We start from the raw sequence: 20335 nt of genomic DNA, 5'->3' as shown, positions 1-20335 counted from the left end.
TCTTAGGATTAAATTTGTTTTTGGAAATTTTAATTTTTTTGGCCTTTAGTATCTTTGTGGTATTTGGTATTAAAGGCTACTTTGAGTTTTACTCAAAAAAAATATCTAACATTATCATTACTGTAACGGGATCGATATTGTTTATTGGTATTTTATTATTGTTGTCACAAATACTGTTGCAAGAGTAAGCCCACTTTTACAAGTCATTTTTTACAAATAAAAAACATCCTTTGCGGGATGTTTTTTTGTTTTTGATGCCAGCTTCACAGTAGAGATTAAGTATTTATTTAACTCCTACTTTTTTTTTAAAAAAAATAGCTCTTCTAAAAAACAAAAAGTCCTTTATGAGCCCTGATCGCAGCGGCATCCTTTGCTTTTTTTTTCAAAAAGCAAAGATATAGCGGAGAGCAGGACGAGGCGTTGTGATGAAAAGGAAACGTTATGCTCCTTATCAATTACCTAAAGCTGTAAGTAAGCCCAATCGCCCCATAATAATAGGGGATGTTTACCGGATGGTTGACCTCTTTGGAGCGGTAAAAAAAAGTATACTGACAATTGAAATGGTTGTAGCGATACTTGATGCCCACGGCAGTGTGCCAGCGCCAACGAATTAGGTCTAATTCTACGGGGCTTTGTGTCCCAAAAAAGCCGCCTTGAACCGTTGCGTCATAGGCTTGGTACTGCAAACTAGGGTGGATAAAAAAATACAATTCCTCTGTATTGGTAATGCCTAAAACTCCGCCACTATAAAAATTAGAATGGGCTATGGGTTGCAAATTTTTCAAACCTATTCTTGCAAAAAAACCAGAATTAAGACCAGTTTGCACAGTTCCTAAAGTCGCTTGTCCTTGAAAATGAACATCAAAATGAGTCGCAGTGGCGTTTGGAAAAAGCTTTTGGGAAAAGCGAAATTGAGTCTGCAACGCAAAGGTATTTTTGATTTGGTTTTGCCAACCTTGCACATGGCGCAACGAAAAGGCATCGTGCAATCCGTTTTGCATTTCTTCGGCATAGGAGTTGGGGCCTACATAACCTATTTGCACCGCTCCTTGATAAACGGTATGGTTGGCCATAAAAAAGGTTTGATTGACCTCTCCAAACAAATACCCTGCAAAAGGGCGATCGTTGTCTTTAATGGCGTTGGCCAATCGGGTTCTGGGAGTATAAATGTATTGCCCTAATCGGAATTCCGTAGTCTTTTTTAATAAAGTTGAGGATTGTTTTTGATTTAAATACGCATAAAACAGTGTAATTCCATTGGTGTAATAGCGGTCATTCTTTAAAGAAGCATACAAATCATTGTCTAACTCTATTCCCACTTGCTGCCTATCGAAAGTTTGGGCAAAACCCAAAAAAGGCATCACAAAGAGCAGTAAAAACAAGAGTTTTAACTGTCTCATTTGTAGTTTATAGTTCCTACATGCCCCATTACACGAACAATTTTGGCTTTTCGATTGTTGATGTAAGAAGAGGAACTTGTCGCTTTGTATTTGCGCGGGTTGGGTAAAATAGCGGCAATTCCTGCGGCTTGCATTTTGGTCAAACTCGAGGCGTCTTTTCGGTACCAATATTGGGTCGCAGCATGGGCGCCATACACGCCATCGCCCATTTCGATGCTGTTCAAATAGACTTCCATAATGCGCTTTTTACCCCAAATCATTTCGATTAGTACGGTAAAATAAGCTTCTAAGCCTTTGCGCAAGTAACTTCTACCTTGCCACAAAAAGACATTTTTGGCGGTTTGCTGCGAAATGGTGCTTCCGCCTTTTATTTTTCGTCCTCTTTCGTTGCTTTTATAGGCTTTTTGCATCGCCAAAAAATCAAAACCATTGTGGGTCAAAAAGGTACCGTCTTCGCTAGCGATTACGGCTTTTTGCAAATTCATAGAAATATTTTCGATGGGTTCCCAATCGTGACTAAAATGATTCTCTTTTCCGTCAGCAACATTTTCAAAATAACGAATCACCATAAGCGGTGTAAAAGGAACAGGAACGAATTTAAACAGCACCACAAAAAAAACAGAAAGCCCAAAGAACCATATTAGCGCCTTGAAAAGAAAGCGTTTTATTGTACTTCCAAAACTAGATTCTTGTTTCTTCACCGGTTTTTTTGAAGTTGTCTTTTTTGGGGTAATTTTGGTTGCCATTATACTAAATCTGCTAATTCGGTTCCTATTAAACTGCCAATTGCCACACCCATTCCGCCCATTCGGACGCCACAATATACATTTTGGGACAGGTTGGTTACTATCGGATTCTTGCTTGCGCCTATACCCATAATACCGCTCCAACTGTGTGCAATTTCAAATTCTTGATTCGGCAAAATTACTTCTTTTAACAACTGTTCCAATTTTTTTTGAATAATTTCGGTTTGCCCCATTTCGGTGGTGGTTTCTTCTTCAAAAGCTAAGTTTCGTCCACCGCCTAATAAAATTCGGTCACCAATATTTCTAAAATAATAATAACCGCGATCCAAATGAAAAGTTCCTTTAATGTCCAAATTCGGAATAGGTTCTGTAATCAGCACCTGAGCTCGTGCGGGTTTTACTTGACCTTGCGTGAGTTCGGCAGCAAAACCGTTGGTAGCAAACAATAACTTTTGGGTCGTAAAACTAAAATCCCCTAAGGCTACTTCAACACCTGAACCCTTATCCCCAAACCCCGTAACCGTTTGCTGGTTCAGAATCAAAATATTGGCCGCTACAGCTTGACGCAACAATTCTTGCATCATATTTCCGGTATCAATTTGTCCTTCAAAAGGATTAAAAATCAGGTATTCTTTTGTCCCTTTAAATCCAAAACGATCCACTTCTTTCGTAAAAACGCCACCTCTAAAAATGGGATTCAAAATTTCATTGACAAAAGGCATTTTGTTGACACACTCAGTGTACAAACTCTCTTCGTCTTCCAAAAACAATTCATAGCCGCCAAAAGGTTTGTAATCCAAAACCGCATCAGGAATCCGTTTGCGCAACAATTGCAAACCCGACCAACGCTTTTGCACCAAAGCAATTACCTCCTCTTCGGAATGCGTTTTCAAATCTTCGACAATCTCCGAAAGACTTCCAAAACAAGCAAATCCAGCGTTTTTGGTACTGGCACCTTGTGGCAACATTCCTTTCTCTAACACCAAGATTTTAGCGGTAGGAAATCGCTCTCTCAATCGCAACGCGGCATGCAAACCAACAATGCCACTGCCGACAATCGTGTAATCTACGTCGGTAAACCAATTTTTTATTTCCCAATAACTCAAATGCATCTTTCGAAAATTTTTATAAAAATACTATTTTTTAGGAGCTATTTCCAGCTGTCCACTGTATCTTTTCTATTTTAAAGAAAAATAGAAAAGGATGCCGTTCCCATCTGGGCTAAAACTAAGTGCACCACAAGATATTTGCTTTTGAAAAAATTCACCCCTCCAACTAAAGTTGGAGGCAATTAATGTCCAAAAAAATACCTGAATAGTTACATTTTCACGAATCTATTAATATTATATGTACTTCGATTAGTGTCATTCATATCTACCTTCTTTTTTAAAGCGAACGCTCAGCAATCCAAAACAAGTCGATTTAAATGATTATTTTTACGTTTTTAAAATTGAAAACAATGAAAAAGATTCTTTTATTAACCCTATCCCTGATGAGTTTGACAACAATGGCTCAAAACACACTGACTCCCGAGCTGCTCTGGAAACTAGGTCGCATAACACCTCTAGGCCTTTCAAAAGACGGAAAAAACGTCATTTATAAAGTTAGCACACCCTCTGTGGCTGAAAACAAATCCAGCTCTAAGTTGTATTCGCTTCCCATCGAAGGCGGCAATGCCATCGAAATTAAAGACACCAAAGGGCTGCTAAACGACAAAAACAGCTCGCCCGACGGAAAATATCTTGTCTATAACGAAGAAGTAAAAATCGACAAAGTACACGGAAAAGATTTCTATCCCGAACTGGAAAAATCGAATGTACAAATCTACAACGGTCTAGATTACCGCCACTGGGACACTTGGAATGAAGGTAAATTCAACCACGTGTTTTATAAAGAAAACAAAGAAGGCGCCACAGGAATCGATATCCTAAAAGGTGAAAATTTCGATAGCCCACAAAAACCTTTTGGTGGAGACGAAGATTATACTTGGTCACCAGATAGCAAAAGCATTTTGTATGTATGCAAGAAAAAAGCAGGCACACAATATGCTATTTCTACGAATACAGATATTTACGAATACCAACTCGAAACTGGTAAAACCATCAACCGAACCGAAGGCAATTTAGGGTACGACACGGCGCCTCAATTCTCGCCAGCGGGTCACTTGACTTGGTTGCAAATGAAACGTGATGGTTATGAAGCCGATAAAAATGACATCATTGTAGATTTCAAAGGCATGAAAATGAACCTTACCGCCAATTGGGACGAAAGTGTAGACCAATTTATGTGGAGTCAAGACGGAAAGAACGTCTATTTTGTAGCTGCAGTAGACGGTACCAAGCAATTATTTGTGGTAAACTTCCCGGGAATGACTAGAATAGCGGTAACAGTACGCCAAATTACCAAAGGTGATTTCGACGTAAGTGATATTATTGGCTTTTCCGGCGACCAAGTTTTGGTAACGAGAACCGATATGAATCACGCTGCAGAAATTTTTTCTTATAATTTAAAGAAAAACACTTGGAAACAATTGTCTGATATCAACACCGCAACCTACAACACTTTAGCGTTAAGCAAAACCGAACGTCGCTATGTCACAACAACCGATGGCAAAAAAATGTTGGTTTGGGTGATTTTACCTCCGAATTTCGATGCAACTAAAAAATACCCGACATTGTTATACTGCCAAGGTGGACCACAATCTCCTTTAACACAAAGTTATTCCTTCCGTTGGAATTTCTCTTTGATGGCAGCACAAGGCTATGTAGTAGTAGCTCCAAACCGTAGAGGAATGTACGGCCACGGACAAGAATGGAACGAAAAAATATCAGGTGACTGGGGCGGACAAGTGATGGACGATTATTTATCAGCCATTGATGATGTTGCCAAAGAATCGTATGTAGACAAATCCCGTTTGGGATGTGTAGGCGCTAGCTATGGTGGCTATTCTGTGTTTTATTTGGCTGGAATTCACAACAATCGTTTCAAGACTTTTATAGCTCACGATGGTGTTTTCAATACGCAGAGTATGTTTGGCACCACCGAAGAAGTCTTCTTTAACAACTGGGATTTTGGAGGTGCATATTGGGAAAAAGACAATAAAGTGGCGCAAAAATCATACACTACTTTTAACCCAATTACTTTAGTAGACAAATGGAATACTCCAATATTAATTATACAAGGAGGAACTGATTTTAGAGTGCCAATTGGGCAATCACAAGAAGCCTTTCAGGCGGCACAATTAAGAGGTGTCAAAAGCCGCTTTTTATACTTCCCGGAAGAAAACCACTGGGTGTTGAAACCACAAAATGCCCAAGTTTGGCAAAAAGAATTCTATAAATGGTTGAAAGAAACCTTATAAATTAAAATCGTTGCTTCTTTATTTTGAGTAACGAAACATCATTTAATCTCATTCTAAATTTAAAAATAACAGAAAAAAATGTCCCTATTTTCAATTAAAAATTTATTGGTAGCCTCAGCTGTTTCATTGAGCATAAATACGGTTACCGCACAAGACGGTCTAGTCAATTCATTAAAAATAAATGCTAGCGAGAAAAGCAAAGAGAGTTTCAAATTCAAAGATGTTATCAACTTAGCGACTACCTCGGTAAAAAACCAAGGTTCTTCAGGAACTTGTTGGAGTTATTCTACCAATTCGTACTTAGAATCTGAAATGATTCGTTTAGGGAAGCAACCCGTAGAGTTGGCTCAAATATTCTCGGCTCGTAATGCCTACATCGAAAAAGGAAAAAATTATGTACGCATGCACGGAGCTGTAGCACTTGGCGATGGCGGCGCCTGTCATGATGTAATCAATATGTACCGAAAATATGGTGCGGTACCTCAAGAAGTTTATACTGGTTTAAACTATGGAACTACCAAAAATAAGTTTGCTGAAATGGCAGCCATCATAGAAGGTGTTTTAGCAGCAGTAGTAAAAAATCCAAACGGAGAATTGACTCCAAATTGGGAAAAAGCATATACCGCAGTAATTGACTCTTATCTAGGTGAAGCTCCTAAAAATTTTAATTACAAAGGCAAAAATTACACGCCTCAATCCTTCGCCAAAGAAGTGGTAGGAATTAATCCAGATGAATATATTGAAATTTCCTCTTTTACAGACGCACCTTACTATACCAAAACCATGTTGATGGTTCCAGACAACTGGTCTTTTGATCAAGTATACAACGTAAAAATGGACGAAATGACCGACATCATCGATCATGCTTTGAAAAACGGATACACAGTAGCTTGGGCTTCTGATGTTAGTGAAAAAAGCTTTAGTTGGAAAAATGGCATTGCTTTCGTTCCTACCAAAAAAATGGACGAAATGAGCAATGAAGAAAAAGAAAACCTTTTTAATGGTCCAAAACCTGAGCTAGAAATCACTCCAGAATTACGTCAAAAAGCCTTTGATAATTATCAAACTACTGACGATCATGCCATGCATATTGTTGGACTTGCAAAAGATCAAACTGGTAAAGAATATTATATCGTAAAAAATTCTTGGGGAGCCACCAATGATTACAAAGGTTTTTTATATGTGACTAAAAATTACGTGAAATATAAAACAACGGCTTTTATGGTAAACAAAACAGCACTTTCTGCTGATCTTGCCAAGAAACTTGGAGTATAATACTTTTTAAATACCAAAAAAAAAGGAGTCTGAATTTAACCTCAGACTCCTTTTTCATTTATAAACAAGTACTAAATTAGGATATCTCAAGCATTACGATGCAGAAATGCAAATGTCAAGCCATGACGAAAAACTACATTACACTAGAATACTCTTATCCAAAAAATTCTATCTTGGGTTATTAAAAAATGAACACTGGGCTAAAAGTCATCCTTTTTACAATGAAGTAATACAAAACAGGCCTGTTGAATTAGGTACTTATAAAATCCACGTTAATTATGAAATGATCTCCATTTTAGAAGAAATAGTAACCAATTCACACGAAGGAGCTTTAGTCCATTATTATTTACTGTCAAAACTTAAAGCCCTGTTTTTGACGACTCAAATTTGCGAAAGTGAAAAGAAAGTTGGTCTTCACAACATAATGAAGAAATAGAAAAACTAAGTGATGCTAAATTATTTTGGAAAAAAATTATCTTCAAAATCCCTCCATCAAACAATTGTCAAGAGCGGTATTATTGAATGAATGCAAACTAAAAAAAGGATTCTAACAACGCTATAATAGCACCATTCATTCCTTTATCACCCAATTGAGAATGCAACGAGCGCGCAAATTGCCTTTAGATAAAAAAACAATCAGCGAGGTTTCAGGATATCTTGGTTACAAAAGTGTTTCTCATTTTATAACTACCTTCAAAAAACATTTTGGTAGTACCCCAAAGCAATTGTTACTAGCGCTACCCGAAGATCTAAACTAAAAAAAGCGACTGTAATAAGTACAATCGCTTTTTTTAAAATAGTTCGCCTTTGGCTATTCTGGATCATTCATTTTAAAAGTATCCATAAATGCAGTAGTGTAATCTCCTGCGATATAACGAGGATCATCCATTAACTGTCTGTGGAAAGGAATGGTAGTTTTGATCCCTTCAATTACGAATTCATCCAAAGCTCTACGCATTTTGCTAATCGCTTCTTCACGAGTTTGTGCCGTAGTAATCAACTTTGCAATCATCGAATCGTAATTTGGTGGAATAGTATATCCAGAATACACGTGTGTATCTAAACGCACGCCGTGTCCGCCTGGCATATGTAAGGTTGTAATTTTCCCTGGAGAAGGACGGAAATCATTAAATGGATCTTCCGCATTGATACGACACTCAATCGCGTGTAAATTTGGATAATAGTTTTTTCCAGAAATTGGCACGCCTGCCGCTACTAAGATTTGTTCGCGGATTAAGTCGTAATCCACTACTTGTTCTGTAATTGGGTGTTCTACTTGGATACGAGTATTCATCTCCATAAAGTAGAAATTACGGTGCTTGTCTACTAAAAACTCTACCGTACCAGCACCTTCATATTTAATGTATTCTGCTGCTTTAACTGCTGCATCTCCCATTTTTTCTCTCAATTCATCGGTCATAAATGGAGAAGGTGTTTCTTCTGTCAATTTTTGGTGACGACGTTGTACAGAACAATCTCTTTCAGAAAGGTGACACGCTTTACCGTAAGCATCTCCCACTACTTGAATTTCGATATGACGAGGTTCTTCGATTAATTTCTCTAAGTACATCCCGTCATTTCCGAAAGCAGCGGCTGATTCTTGACGAGCGCCTTCCCAAGCTTTCAATAGATCTTCTTGCTTCCAAACCGCACGCATTCCTTTTCCACCACCACCGGCTGTTGCTTTCAACATTACAGGGTATCCGAATTGGTCCGCTAATTCTGCCGCTTGCTCATACGATTCAAGAATTCCAACAGAACCTGGTACACAAGGTACTCCTGCTTCGATCATAGTCGCTTTTGCAGAAGCTTTATCTCCCATACGATCAATCATTTCTGGTGCAGCACCAATAAATTTAATACCGTGTTCTTGACATATTTTAGAAAACTTAGCGTTTTCAGAAAGAAAACCGTAACCAGGGTGAATGGCATCTGCGTTGGTAATTTCGGCAGCTGCAATTATATTTGGCATTTTCAAATACGATAAGTTACTTGGAGCTGGTCCGATACAAACGGCTTCATCAGCAAACTTAACATGTAAACTATCCGCATCAGCAGTAGAGTAAACCGCTACTGTTTTAATGCCCATTTCTTTACACGTTCTAATAACCCTAAGAGCAATTTCGCCTCTATTTGCTATTAATATTTTTTTAAACATCTTCTTTTTTTTAAAATTACAAATTCCAATCTTCAAATTCCAATTCCTTGGATTTTGTGATTTGTCTATTGGAATTTTTAAAAATTATGATGGATCAACTAGGAATAAAGGTTGGTCAAACTCTACAGGAGACATATCGTCTACTAAGATTTTTACTATTTTTCCAGAAATTTCAGATTCAATTTCATTGAAAAGTTTCATCGCTTCGATAACACAAAGCACATCTCCTTTGGCAATAGTACTTCCTACCTCAGCAAAAACGGGTTTGTCTGGTGATGGTTTTCTGTAGAACGTTCCAATAATAGGAGACTTAATGATAACATATTTCGACTCTTCTGATGGAGCTGGTGCTTCTACTGGAACAGCTACTGGAACAGCCTGTGGTATAACTGCTTGTGCTGGCTGAAGCGCTCCTTGAGTAGGTAACTGTTGCACATAAGTAGTTTCAGTTACGTTACCTTCAAGTGTAGTTCTAATCGTGATTTTTACATCATCCATTTCTAATTTAACTTCAGCAACTCCAGAATTTGCTACAAATTTGATTAGGTTTTGAATTTCTTTTAAATCCATAATTGTTTTGTTTTAGTTTTAATTTATTTTGTGTCGTAGGCCCATTTTAAATAAATAGATCCCCACGTAAATCCTCCTCCGAAAGCAGCAAATATAATATTATCTCCTTTTTTTAGTTTCTTTTCAAAATCATGAAGCACTAAAGGTAAAGTAGCCGATGTGGTATTTCCGTAGCGTTCAATATTTACCAATACTTTTTCTTCTTCAAGATTCATTCTGTTGGCTGTAGCATCAATAATTCTTCTGTTGGCTTGGTGAGGTACCAACCAATCTACATTTTCATTCGTCAAATTATTTCTTTGCAAGATCAAATCACTTGCATCAGCCATGTTAGTTACAGCATATTTAAACACCGTTTTTCCGTCTTGAATGATATTGTGCATGTTTTCTTCTACCGTTTGAGCAGAAGTTCTAAGAATTGAACCCCCTGCTGGAATTTTCAAGAAATCACGACCCACGCCGTCGCTTCTTAAATATTCATCTTTCAAACCATATCCTTCATAATTGGGCTCGAATAAAACCGCGCCAGCACCATCACCAAAAATAATACATGTGGCTCTGTCGGTATAGTCGATTATCGAAGACATTTTATCAGCACCTATTAATAAAACTTTTTTATACCTACCAGATTGAATGTAGGCTGCTGCGGTAGACATTCCATACAAAAAGCTAGAGCAAGCGGCTTGTAAATCGTATGCAAAAGCGTTAGTGGCTCCAATTTCTGTAGCTACATATACTCCTGTAGACGCCACTGGCATATCAGGTGTTGCTGTGGCCATTATGATCATATCAATTTCGAGCGGATCAATATTGGCTTTTGTTATTAAATCTTGAGCGGCTTTTACAGCCAAGAAAGAAGTTCCTTTTCCTTCTTCTTTTAATATTCTTCTTTCTTTAATTCCTGTACGAGTAGTGATCCATTCATCGTTAGTATCCACCATAGTTTCCAACACTTTATTGGAAAGTACAAAGTCAGGAACATACCCTCCTACTGCGGTAATTGCTGCGGTAATTGTATTCATTATATAGACTATTTCAACCAAATATCACTATTTGATTTTTTTATTTAAAAGACCCGAAAATTACAAAATTTATTCTAAACCTATTGTTTTGAAATTTCTTATTTACAAAAATTATAAACAATAAAAAAAACTCCCACAAAGTGAGAGTTCTATCATTTCTTTTTTTAAAACATATTAAGCAACAGCTACAGACTTATCTATAACAACTTGCCCTCTGTAATACATTTTACCTTCGTGCCAGTAAGCTCTGTGGTATAAATGTGCTTCTCCTGTAATAGGACAAGTAGCGATTTGAGCTACAGTTGCTTTGTAATGTGTTCTTCTCTTATCTCTTCTTGTTTTCGAGATTTTTCTTTTAGGATGTGCCATTTTACTATATTATTTATCCGTTAATAGTTGCTTTAATTTGTCCCATCTTGGGTCAATATTGTCTTTATTCTGTTGTTCTGTATTCTTGTTGTTCTTTTCTTTCACTTCTTTTTTCACCGACAATTCACTTAGCTTCTCTAAAGCTTCTGATTGTAAAGTACCTTCTTTTACTCCTGGATGTACTCGTCTTAAAGGAACTGACAACACAATCATTTCATAAATATATTGTGCAATATCAATTTCAAATTCCCCGAATGGAAGAATTAATAATTCCTCATTATCATTGTTAAACGTTTCTCCAAAACGTACAATAAGCTTAATCTTGCCTTTAACTGGCAAATCAAACTCTTCTCCAGTTAAATCACAGGCTACCTCAATGGTGCCTTTGTGTTTAAAATCTAACTCTAATAAATTGGCTTTTTTTTCTAAAACCACCTTTACTTTGATGTTTGATTTTTCAAATTCATTAAAGTCAAAGATCTCAAAGAACGCTCGATTGATTTGGTATTCAAATTGATGTTTTCCCAGTTTCAATCCCACAAATGGAATTACGAATTCTTTTCTCTTGTTCATGGCATCAATAATTTTCCCAATTAAGTAATTACCTGAATCGGGGTGCAAAGATATAAAATTATTATAAATCTAATAATGTTATTTACCTTTTTTTGTTTATAACTATTTTTCTTTTGTTTTCAAAGGATTTAAAACCACCTCTTGATGTTGTATTCTTGATTTATAGATATCTAAAGCCAAATAAACCGCCTCTTTAAACGATGTAAAATCCGCCTGATTTTTTCCAGCTATATCATACGCTGTTCCATGATCTGGTGAAGTTCGGATTTTATCAAGTCCAGCGGTATAATTCACACCACGTCCAAAAGACAAGGTCTTGAACGGAATCAATCCTTGATCGTGATAGGCCGCAATAATCGCATCATATTTTTCATATTGATTGCTCCCAAAAAAACTATCTGCTGAAAACGGACCAAAAACCATGGTCCCTTTATCAAATAACTTTTTTATGGTAGGCTTAAGCAGGGTTTCATCCTCAGAACCAATAACACCTCCATCACCACAATGCGGATTCAAACCAAGAACTGCAATTTTTGGCGTATTTATACTAAAATCTTTAATCAGCGATTGCTTAATAGTCTCTATTTTTTTTACAATCAAGGCTTCGGTCAAGTGTTTTGCCACCTCATTTATCGGCACATGATCCGTAAGCAATCCCACTCTCAAACTATCATTCACCATCAACATCAAGGCATCTCCCTCTAATTCCTGAGCCAAATAATCGGTATGTCCTGGAAACTTAAAGTCCTCCGACTGTATATTATATTTATTAATAGGCGCCGTTACAAGCACATCTACAATCCCTTCTTTGAGTGCTTTGGTCGCCGCTACAAAAGACTTTACAGCATACTCGCCTACTTTATCATCATTGGCACCTAAATTCAAATCAACTCCTTCGCGCCATAGGTTATAAACATTAATCTTACCTAAAACTATCTGATCTAATTTATCAATTCCTTGAATACTTGAAGTAGATTCAAAACTTTTTTTCAAAAAGGATACAATTCTTACATTCGCAAAAATCACAGGCGTACAAAACTCTAACATTCTTGAATCTTCAAAAGTTTTTAAGACCACTTCGCTTCCAATACCGTTCAGATCTCCAATTGAAATTCCAACTATTATATTTTCTGCACTTTTATTCATGAGCTCCCGTTTTTTATTGCTAATTTTGAAGTGCAAATTTAGTAAAATAAAATAAGAATGTTTACAGGAATTATCGAAACCCTTGGCATTGTCCAAGAAATAAAAAAAGAACAAAACAACCTGCACCTTACCCTTGCATCGAGCATAACTTCAGCACTTAAAATCGACCAAAGCATTGCCCACAATGGCATTTGCCTAACAGTAGTAGCCATACAAAACAATGAATACACAGTCACAGCAATACACGAAACCGTTCTAAAAACCAATATTTCGTCATGGAAAATCAATGATGAAGTTAATTTAGAAAGAGCCATGAAGCTAGGCGATCGCTTAGACGGACACATTGTACAAGGACACGTTGACCAAGTAGCAACTTGTATCGAAGCCTACGAAACCAACGGCAGCTGGTACTACACTTTTGAATACGACACTACTTTAAACAACATCACAATCGAAAAAGGATCAATAACAGTAAACGGAGTAAGCCTAACTGTAGTGAATTCAGAAAAAAACAAATTTAGTGTCGCCATCATTCCGTACACCTATAAACATACTAATTTTCACAATTTCGAAATTGGCACCGTTGTCAATTTAGAATTTGACGTTATTGGCAAGTACGTAACACGTTTGCATTCGCTACATTAAAAAACATTATCCTCAATAAAAACAAAAACTCCAAGCTATCTTGGAGTTTTTGTTTTTATTTTATCATTAATGGTGTACAAACCATAAAAAATCGACAGTATCAGCATTGAAACTATAAAATCGTCAACAGGCAAGCTCGGCGGCGGCGGCGGCATACCTCCTCCAGAAGGAGTAGGAACAGACGCTGGCTGACCAAAAAAAATACCTCCATTACACAAAACAAGTAAGAGAGCCAAAATATAAGATGATTTTCTATATGTACTTTTCAAGTAAACTATTAGTTTGGAAATTGTTGCGCAAAATAACTACTATTTTGTTGTATAAAAAAATATTATTTATGTTTTTTTTATGAAAAAAAGCCCCTACTGTAAACTACAGCAGAGGCTTGATTCAAAATGTGGTCCCACCTGGGCTCGAACCAGGGACCACCTGATTATGAGTCAGGTGCTCTAACCAGCTGAGCTATAGGACCGGTTAAGAGTTTGCAATATTACTATTTTTTTTGGTTTAGACCAAATATTTTGGTCGTGGATTTTAAATTTTATCACCATTTATAAAATCAAAAAACGGAATCTACTGATAATGAAGTCCTCAAAAAAAATAAAAAAATCATTTAATTTCTTGGCATAATTCTATTAAAACGCCATTTGTAGTTTTAGGATGCAAAAACGCGACTAATTTATTGTCGGCACCTTTCTTTGGTATTGGATTTAAAACCACAAATCCTTCTTTTTCCAATCTCGCTATTTCTGCAACAATATCGGTTACATCAAAGGCAATATGATGAATGCCTTCTCCCTTCTTTTCAATAAATTTAGCAATGGGACTTTCTGGATTAGTAGCTTCTAATAATTCTATTTTATTAGGCCCATTTTGAAAAAAAGCCGTTTTCACTCCTTCAGAAACCACTTCTTCTTCTTTGTAAGCGGGAACTCCGAATAATTTTTCAAAAAGTAAATTGGATGCTTGCAAATCTTTGACCGCAATTCCTATGTGTTCAATTTTATTCATTTTTCTCACTTTTAAAGCCGCAAATATACCAACTATTGATTGACATACGTTCTGAAATATCCGCATTCTCCAATGACCTCTTGATAGTATTTGGTATCTGAATAATTTGTTTTCAACTTTACAAAACCATCAAATGCGATAAAATTCACTTCTTCCTCTGGAATTTCCCAAACACTCTCAATCGCGCTATACTTCTTGTTGTAGTATTCATTTCGCTCACATTTGGCCATCATGTATAAGCATTTGGCTTTTTGTTCTTTATTTTTTGCTGCCTCAAACGCTTTTTGATAATACATTTTGGCTAAGCTACAATCCGTAATCATTTTTTTGATTGGCGCTCTAAAACTATAGGGAGTAGAACCATATCCTGCAATTTGAGACTCATAAAACATTCTGGCATTCCCAAAATGAGTGATGTTATAAAAGGCATTTCCTAACAACAAACTATTGGTATACACCTCTTCTTTAGCCAAAATCTTATCTTGCATCGTTTTGATAGTGGTCAGAAAATCTAATTGTGAATATTTTCTTTTTTGATAGGCCACATGATCACAATCGTGACAATCTTTGATCCCACCATTAAAAGGATTCCCATAAAAAACGATATTTTGAAGCGAATCGGATTGCTTCATGAACTCAATAGCTGCGGGAATATCATTTTTGAAAGTAGCTTTGACTGCCTGAAAATTATTTATTTCAGCCAATTTCACACCATAAATACTTTCCCCTACTTGCTCTAAATCAGTCTTATTTGTTTTTGTCAAAAAGTTTTTCATAGCTAGCAAATTCAAACTTGAGTCATAAAATGAATTCCCCGTACTCCAACTCCAATAATCATTGGTATAATCAAACAATTCAGCCATCACTCTGTTGCCGCTAGCATTATAAAGTGAAGCCAAATATTTTTTACTCCATTTGGTAGCATTCCAAAATCTGAATTCTGGAATTCCTTTTTCTTTAGGCAGTTCGTGATACAACCAATTCAAATCTTTAATAATCGTCTTTTCGTTTTGAGCCGTTAACTTTTCTATTTTGCTCAAATTATTTACAAAACGAAGCAAACGCAACTGATAATGGGCTAGTTTTTTGGCAGGCATTTTTTGTTCCACTTTCGTATAAAAAGCCTCTGCCTTAGAGAAATCTTCTGTTAAAGTATACAAGTACCCCAAAGCCATATCCCACAAATAGGGTTGAACCGTGGTTCCAGCACCAGCGATTTTGGTCACTAATCCTAAAACTTCAGCATCAATCTTCTTTTTATTATCGGATTTGTTTTCAGAAACGGTTTGTTTTTTTACATCATTACTTTCTACTGTTTTAGAAAAAGAATGATTCATATTACGTTCTGTTTTGTTAATCAAACGCGTCAAGAGATAATCCAAATGGGCAGATTTTGGATCTAATTCAAAAATTTTCTCCACAGCACGAACCTCGTCTTTGTAATACCCTTGAATCGCCCAAAGCGCTGCTTTCTCCTGATTATCTTTGGCCATAGCCAAGGAAGCGTTCCAATCATTCTCCTCTTGAGGATGAAAATTGTAAGCCGAAACGATTCGCATTTCAGGGCATTTATCAAAAACTATCGCATAAAGATAATTAGACTTGGCATACTCTTTTTCTTTGTAATAAAATCCAGCCAAATAAGACAAAGCGCGATAATACAATTCATTTTTAGGAACAGTTGCTTCTGTTTTTTGAAAAAAATCAAAAGCTTCTTTGCGATTATCACTATAAAAATAAGCCTTCATGGTTTGAAACCAATACCTGTTTTTTAGAAAAGCATTTTTAGTGTTTTTATAATTAGCTTCGATGGTTTTGACTGTCTCTTCTTTTTTAAACGTTTTTACCGGAACGGGATCATAGCTCCAATAATCAGTGTTTACGGAAACGGTTTCTATTTGTTTTGCTAGATACAAGAAATCGATAAAGTTTTTAATTTTTGTGTCTTTTAACTTTAATTTGGAATCCCATATCTCCACGTTTTTAGTACTTTTTTTGGTTTTATAAAAAGCATAAATGTCTTGAACCGCTACTGCACTACTGTCAAACAAAAAGTAATGCACCGTGGCTGAATCGGCTTTCCCTTTTAGATACGTTTCCCAATCGGTTCTAATCGATGCATTGAACCTCGTGTTATAATTATCTTCAAAGCCAATGGAATAAAAAACATCCCCAGATAAAAAAAGTGGTTCGTAAGAAGCATCGACAAAGGTTTCGGGAGTAAAATTAGAATCAAATGAAAAATCATTAAAATCCCAACCACCACCACAAGCGTAAATTATACCATACACAAATAGAAAAATGGCGCTAAAAAACAGCAATAACTTGCTCAAAAATTGATTTTTCATAGTTATTAAAATTGAATTGATCTAAATCGTAAAATAGTATTTCGTTGGGAGATTTTTTAGTGTTTTCTTGTAAATCTGAGGCCATTTCTAACAAATCTGAAGCAGCAATCGCTTCTAATTTCAAGACATCATTTTCTTGATAAAAAACTCCATTTTTGTAATTTGATTGTATGACTCTAAAATATTTTTCGCTTTCACGTTTAAAATTTTCATCCTTTACTAAATCAGCTACGCTCAGTTTAGCACGAACACCTATTACTTTTTGGTTTTGAATATGAATAAACCAAGAATAAATAGGCAATGCAAAATTGAGTTGCAGCGGATACTTCTTTAAACTTGCCAAATACTTCTCGGCAATTTTTTGGTCATAAATTGAATTGAGCGAATCAGGGGCAATTTTCCCCATATTGTAATACATCAAAACCCCCGAATCAACATTGGGTATTTTAGTCTTTTTGAAATATTTTACTTGATGCAATCGAATGGTTGCTGAAATTCTTTTTTTTGAAATTCTTTTAAAAACCTCAACAAACTCCAAGTAGCGTTCTTTCGTGCTCAATGTCCAATCGCAATCCAGCTGAATCTCTTGACAAGCTATCCCATTAGCAGCATTAATTCTTGTGATTAAATCGAATGTTTTTTGAGCTACATCAGGTATTGCAATTGTGGTGTCTAAAAAAATTTGGTTCTTAATGTACACCACAGGAACTACGGTAAATTGCTGAATAGATGCTGTAAAATGAATCGGACTTGCGGGATAAACTTGATGAGCAGCAACATCTAGAGTAAGATCAAAATAACGCACATAGAGTTTTTGGACGTTGTTTAGCGCCAATACTTCTTGTTCTTTTGGAGTTAATTCAAAAATGGTTTTCCAATAATAAAAGGATATAGCCGGTTTTTTGCTAGGTTGGCAAGCCAAAAGCAAAAGTAATAAAAGCATAAAACCCAATTTATTTTTCAAAAGGCATAAGAATTAATAGTCTTAACAAATATATTAATAACCAACACGCAAAAACATCCAAAGCCTAAATTTTACTACAAAAGACATACCAATAAATCGCTAAATTATTTCGATTACAGTAAATATAATTGTTATTTTGTAGTTCCTAATTCAAAACTGCTATGTCGCAATCCCAATATCGTCTAATTTCAATTTTACTTCTATTCCTTTGTATTGGTTGTGCCAAAAAAGGAAGTATCACAGGCGGCCTGAAAGATACTATTGCTCCAACACTAAAGATGAGTTTCCCAGAAAACTTTAGTACTAATTTTAAAGGCAACGAAATCAAACTCACTTTTGATGAGTATGTAAAATTAAAAGGCATAGAAAAGCAACTCATCGTTTCGCCACCCATGAAAAATGAACCGCTGATTATTCCATCAACTGTAACGAAATACCTTACCATTAAAATTAAAGACACCCTACAACCCAATACAACCTATAGTTTTAATTTCGGTCAAAGTATTACCGATAACAACGAAGGCAATCCTTTGAACCAATTTAAATATGTTTTCTCGACGGGTCCTTACATTGATTCGCTTGCCTTGGGCGGAAAAGTAAAAGACGCTTATGAAAAAGAAGTCGAATCCTTTGTTTCTGTGATGTTGTATGAGGTGAACGAAAAATTCAAAGATTCAGTTGTCTACACCAGCTCACCAAGATACATTACCAACACATTGGACAGCTTAAAAACCTTTCGTTTAGAAAATCTTAAAGCAGGTAAATATCTTTTGGTTGCCATGAAAGACCGCAACAACAATAATAAATTCAACCCAAAGTCGGAAAAAATCGGATTCCATAAACAATATGTTACCATTCCAAACGACACCGTGTATGAAATTGAATTATTCAAAGAAGTACTCCCCTTTAAAGCCTACAAACCTTACCAAGCTTCAGGGAATAGATTAGTAATAGGCTATGATGGTAAGCAAGATTTTGAGCTGTCAAAACCTAAAATTATCTTGAAAAACAATAGCGAAACGCTCGAAAGTATTGTTACCCAATTCCCCAAAAAAGATTCCCTTCAAGTTTGGTTCAAGCCAATAAAAATAGATTCTTTACAATTGAATATTAAAAAAGAAGTATATCAAAATGACTTTAGCTTAAAAATCAAAAATCAAAAAAAGGACACTCTGAGCATTAGCGCTGTTCAAAGCGGTATTTTGCACATGAGAGATCATTTTACTTTAGAATCCAACACCCCTTTGGTTAAGATGGACAAAAGCAAAATTTTCATAACGGACAGCAAAACAAAAATCACAGATTTCACGCCTGTTTATGATGATTTTAATCAGAAATTAGCAATAAACTTTCCGAAAAAGACCTCAGAGAAATATCAAATTCAATTGTTACCCGGCGCATTAACAGATTTCTTTGAAAAATCAAATGACACTTTAACCTACAAATTGGAAACCCGAAATGAAAGTGACTATGGGAATTTGACCGTAAGCTTAGCTAACGCAAAAAGTTTTCCTGTCATTGTTGAATTAACAAATGAAAAAGGAGAAGTACTTGCTTACGATTACTCCGAAAAAAACACAAAAGTTGAATTCAATTTCCTAGAACCTAAAGATTACATCCTAAGAGTTATCTATGATGACAACAAAAACAGAAAATGGGATAGTGGAAATTATTTAGAAAAACGGCAAGCAGAAGAAGTAATCTATTATTCGAAAATTATAAAAGATGTCAGAGCAAATTGGAACGTCAACGAAACTTTTGACCTCAGCATCCCTTACACTCCTGAACCTAAAAAGAAAGAGGACAAGGATAAGAAGAAGAAAAAATAGAAGCGATGAACAATGATGTAATTGATAACGATTCTTGGACGAAACGAAATTGGAAATGGCTACTTCCAGCTACAATTGCAATCCTATTTTTGACTTTTTATACCATTATTCCAGTTTTAAATAACGAAGCTCCTCAGTTTATCAAAGCCTATTCTGATACTAAAGTTTTTGAAAAAGCGATTGCTATAGCCAATGCGAATTCGGATGTTAAAACTACAATCGGTACCATTGAAGCAATCGACAAATTAACTATTTTGGAAGGCAATATTGTTTATTCTAATAACGATACCTCTATAGCTTCGACCATTAGAATCAAAGGAAATCTTAATCAGGGAAAAATGGATTTTACAGCCAACAAAAAAGGAAACGAATGGATTTTTCAAAAGATTACCATACGCTGTAAAAATCCAAAAAAAGAAATCCATGTGCCTGAATAAAAGGTATTAAACTCACTTTACTTGATTTCAAAATCATCTTTATCCTTCAAGAAACCTAGTTTTTGTCTGGTTTCTACTAGTGCATTTTTATCCAAAGTAGCTACAAAAACACCTTCGGATTCTTGTGGTTTTTTATGACTTTTTCTTTGCCTGCAGTATACTTTTTATCTTCTCCCGCCAAAGTAAACAAGTGTCTTTTGTCATACAACTTTACTTCTCCCAAAGGGAAAACAAAGACCAATCGATTATAGAAATTTCCGTATTCGGCAATCACTAAACTTCCAGTGATAGCGGCATTTTTGGCTTTTGCCAATTGTCGCAACCATTCTATCGTTTCCCCTTGCATCGTTTCGGCAACCAATTCTGGACGCATGGTAAAACCTGAGGTAAACATTTCAGGCAATACAATTAGATCAACTTTTTCATCAATCGCATGGATTTTTTCTTCGAACTGAATGCGATTTTCAGCTGGATTTTCCCA

20 protein-coding genes, 1 tRNA gene and 1 pseudogene are annotated in these 20335 nt (G+C 35.9%); 7 read left to right on the top strand and 15 right to left on the bottom strand.

The window, feature by feature from the left end; all coding sequences use genetic code 11:
- Positions 1–455 precede the first annotated feature (455 nt).
- From AO58_RS0103150 to AO58_RS0103140, 3 genes are read right to left on the bottom strand one after another with little or no spacing between them, the layout of a single operon-like run.
- Positions 456–1400, bottom strand: coding sequence for a lipid A deacylase LpxR family protein (locus AO58_RS0103150; RefSeq protein ID WP_024980306.1), 945 nt, complete (start codon positions 1398–1400; stop codon positions 456–458).
- Complete coding sequence (mtgA, locus tag AO58_RS0103145; RefSeq protein ID WP_024980305.1) at positions 1397–2146, bottom strand: monofunctional biosynthetic peptidoglycan transglycosylase; 750 nt, start codon at positions 2144–2146, stop codon at positions 1397–1399. The genes AO58_RS0103150 and mtgA overlap by 4 nt, the downstream gene beginning before the upstream one ends.
- Positions 2146–3258 carry an NAD(P)/FAD-dependent oxidoreductase gene (locus AO58_RS0103140; protein WP_024980304.1) on the bottom strand — a complete coding sequence of 371 codons (1113 nt, stop codon included), beginning with the start codon at positions 3256–3258 and terminating at the stop codon, positions 2146–2148. Before AO58_RS0103140 ends, mtgA begins: the two co-directional genes overlap by 1 nt.
- 347 nt (positions 3259–3605) lie before the next feature.
- Between AO58_RS0103140 and AO58_RS0103135 the strand changes: the two genes are divergently transcribed.
- The 4 genes and pseudogenes from AO58_RS0103135 to AO58_RS18410 form a co-directional block, all read left to right on the top strand.
- Positions 3606–5507 (top strand): S9 family peptidase, encoded by a 1902-nt coding sequence (locus AO58_RS0103135; protein ID WP_024980303.1) that lies wholly within the window; start codon positions 3606–3608, stop codon positions 5505–5507.
- A gap of 78 nt (positions 5508–5585) precedes the next feature.
- A complete protein-coding gene (locus AO58_RS0103130; RefSeq protein ID WP_024980302.1) occupies positions 5586–6782 on the top strand; it encodes a C1 family peptidase in 1197 nt (398 codons plus the stop codon).
- A 106-nt stretch (positions 6783–6888) separates the two neighbouring features.
- Positions 6889–7218 carry a hypothetical protein gene (locus AO58_RS0103125; protein ID WP_024980301.1) on the top strand — a complete coding sequence of 110 codons (330 nt, stop codon included), beginning with the start codon at positions 6889–6891 and terminating at the stop codon, positions 7216–7218.
- Between the two features lie 130 nt (positions 7219–7348).
- Positions 7349–7540, top strand: a pseudogene (locus AO58_RS18410) (helix-turn-helix domain-containing protein); the annotation flags it as partial.
- A gap of 53 nt (positions 7541–7593) precedes the next feature.
- On the opposite strand, the gene accC reads toward AO58_RS18410, so the two are convergent.
- The 6 genes from accC to pdxA all read right to left on the bottom strand — a co-directional run bounded on the left by accC (position 7594) and on the right by pdxA (position 12620).
- The gene (gene accC, locus AO58_RS0103115) at positions 7594–8940 is read right to left on the bottom strand and encodes an acetyl-CoA carboxylase biotin carboxylase subunit (protein WP_024980300.1); all 1347 of its coding nucleotides are present in this window, start codon (positions 8938–8940) and stop codon (positions 7594–7596) included.
- Between the two features lie 84 nt (positions 8941–9024).
- Positions 9025–9510 carry an acetyl-CoA carboxylase biotin carboxyl carrier protein gene (gene accB / locus AO58_RS0103110; RefSeq protein WP_024980299.1) on the bottom strand — a complete coding sequence of 162 codons (486 nt, stop codon included), beginning with the start codon at positions 9508–9510 and terminating at the stop codon, positions 9025–9027.
- A 23-nt stretch (positions 9511–9533) separates the two neighbouring features.
- Positions 9534–10532 carry a beta-ketoacyl-ACP synthase III gene (locus AO58_RS0103105; protein WP_024980298.1) on the bottom strand — a complete coding sequence of 333 codons (999 nt, stop codon included), beginning with the start codon at positions 10530–10532 and terminating at the stop codon, positions 9534–9536.
- A 174-nt stretch (positions 10533–10706) separates the two neighbouring features.
- The gene (gene rpmF / locus AO58_RS0103100) at positions 10707–10901 is read right to left on the bottom strand and encodes a 50S ribosomal protein L32 (protein ID WP_007137315.1); all 195 of its coding nucleotides are present in this window, start codon (positions 10899–10901) and stop codon (positions 10707–10709) included.
- 9 nt (positions 10902–10910) lie between these two features.
- Positions 10911–11474, bottom strand: a complete 564-nt coding sequence (locus AO58_RS0103095) for a YceD family protein (RefSeq protein ID WP_024980297.1) — start codon at positions 11472–11474, stop codon at positions 10911–10913.
- Positions 11475–11576: 102 nt separating this feature from the next.
- Positions 11577–12620, bottom strand: a complete 1044-nt coding sequence (gene pdxA / locus AO58_RS16900) for a 4-hydroxythreonine-4-phosphate dehydrogenase PdxA (protein WP_035717323.1) — start codon at positions 12618–12620, stop codon at positions 11577–11579.
- Positions 12621–12677: 57 nt separating this feature from the next.
- Between pdxA and AO58_RS0103085 the strand changes: the two genes are divergently transcribed.
- Positions 12678–13265 (top strand): riboflavin synthase, encoded by a 588-nt coding sequence (locus AO58_RS0103085; protein WP_024980296.1) that lies wholly within the window; start codon positions 12678–12680, stop codon positions 13263–13265.
- A 35-nt stretch (positions 13266–13300) separates the two neighbouring features.
- Here the strand turns inward: AO58_RS0103085 and AO58_RS0103080 are convergent, their stop codons facing one another.
- From AO58_RS0103080 to AO58_RS0103060, 5 genes are all read right to left on the bottom strand, one after another.
- Positions 13301–13534 (bottom strand): Fjoh_0651 family PID-CTERM protein, encoded by a 234-nt coding sequence (locus AO58_RS0103080; protein ID WP_024980295.1) that lies wholly within the window; start codon positions 13532–13534, stop codon positions 13301–13303.
- A gap of 129 nt (positions 13535–13663) precedes the next feature.
- Positions 13664–13737: transfer RNA gene (locus AO58_RS0103075), tRNA-Ile, on the bottom strand.
- Positions 13738–13874: 137 nt separating this feature from the next.
- Positions 13875–14276, bottom strand: a complete 402-nt coding sequence (mce, locus tag AO58_RS0103070; protein WP_024980294.1) for a methylmalonyl-CoA epimerase — start codon at positions 14274–14276, stop codon at positions 13875–13877.
- A 32-nt stretch (positions 14277–14308) separates the two neighbouring features.
- On the bottom strand, positions 14309–16624 hold the full coding sequence (locus tag AO58_RS0103065) for a hypothetical protein (protein WP_024980293.1): 2316 nt from the start codon (positions 16622–16624) through the stop codon (positions 14309–14311).
- Positions 16584–17567, bottom strand: coding sequence for a hypothetical protein (locus AO58_RS0103060; RefSeq protein WP_035717320.1), 984 nt, complete (start codon positions 17565–17567; stop codon positions 16584–16586). Before AO58_RS0103060 ends, AO58_RS0103065 begins: the two co-directional genes overlap by 41 nt.
- A 182-nt stretch (positions 17568–17749) precedes the next feature.
- Here AO58_RS0103060 and AO58_RS0103055 point away from each other — a divergent pair, with 182 nt between their 5' ends.
- Positions 17750–19417: an Ig-like domain-containing domain gene (locus tag AO58_RS0103055; RefSeq protein WP_024980291.1), complete on the top strand. Its 1668-nt coding sequence runs from the start codon at positions 17750–17752 to the stop codon at positions 19415–19417.
- A gap of 5 nt (positions 19418–19422) precedes the next feature.
- Positions 19423–19854: a cytochrome c oxidase assembly factor Coa1 family protein gene (locus AO58_RS0103050; protein ID WP_024980290.1), complete on the top strand. Its 432-nt coding sequence runs from the start codon at positions 19423–19425 to the stop codon at positions 19852–19854.
- Positions 19855–19954: 100 nt separating this feature from the next.
- Here the strand turns inward: AO58_RS0103050 and AO58_RS16895 are convergent.
- A partial coding sequence (locus AO58_RS16895; RefSeq protein WP_306372105.1) for a nitrilase-related carbon-nitrogen hydrolase occupies positions 19955–20335 on the bottom strand: 381 nt, incomplete at its 5' end.

This window comes from Flavobacterium succinicans LMG 10402, assembly GCF_000611675.1.
GTDB classification, from domain to species: Bacteria; Bacteroidota; Bacteroidia; order Flavobacteriales; family Flavobacteriaceae; genus Flavobacterium; species Flavobacterium succinicans.
This window is presented reverse-complemented; position numbering and strand designations above follow the sequence as displayed.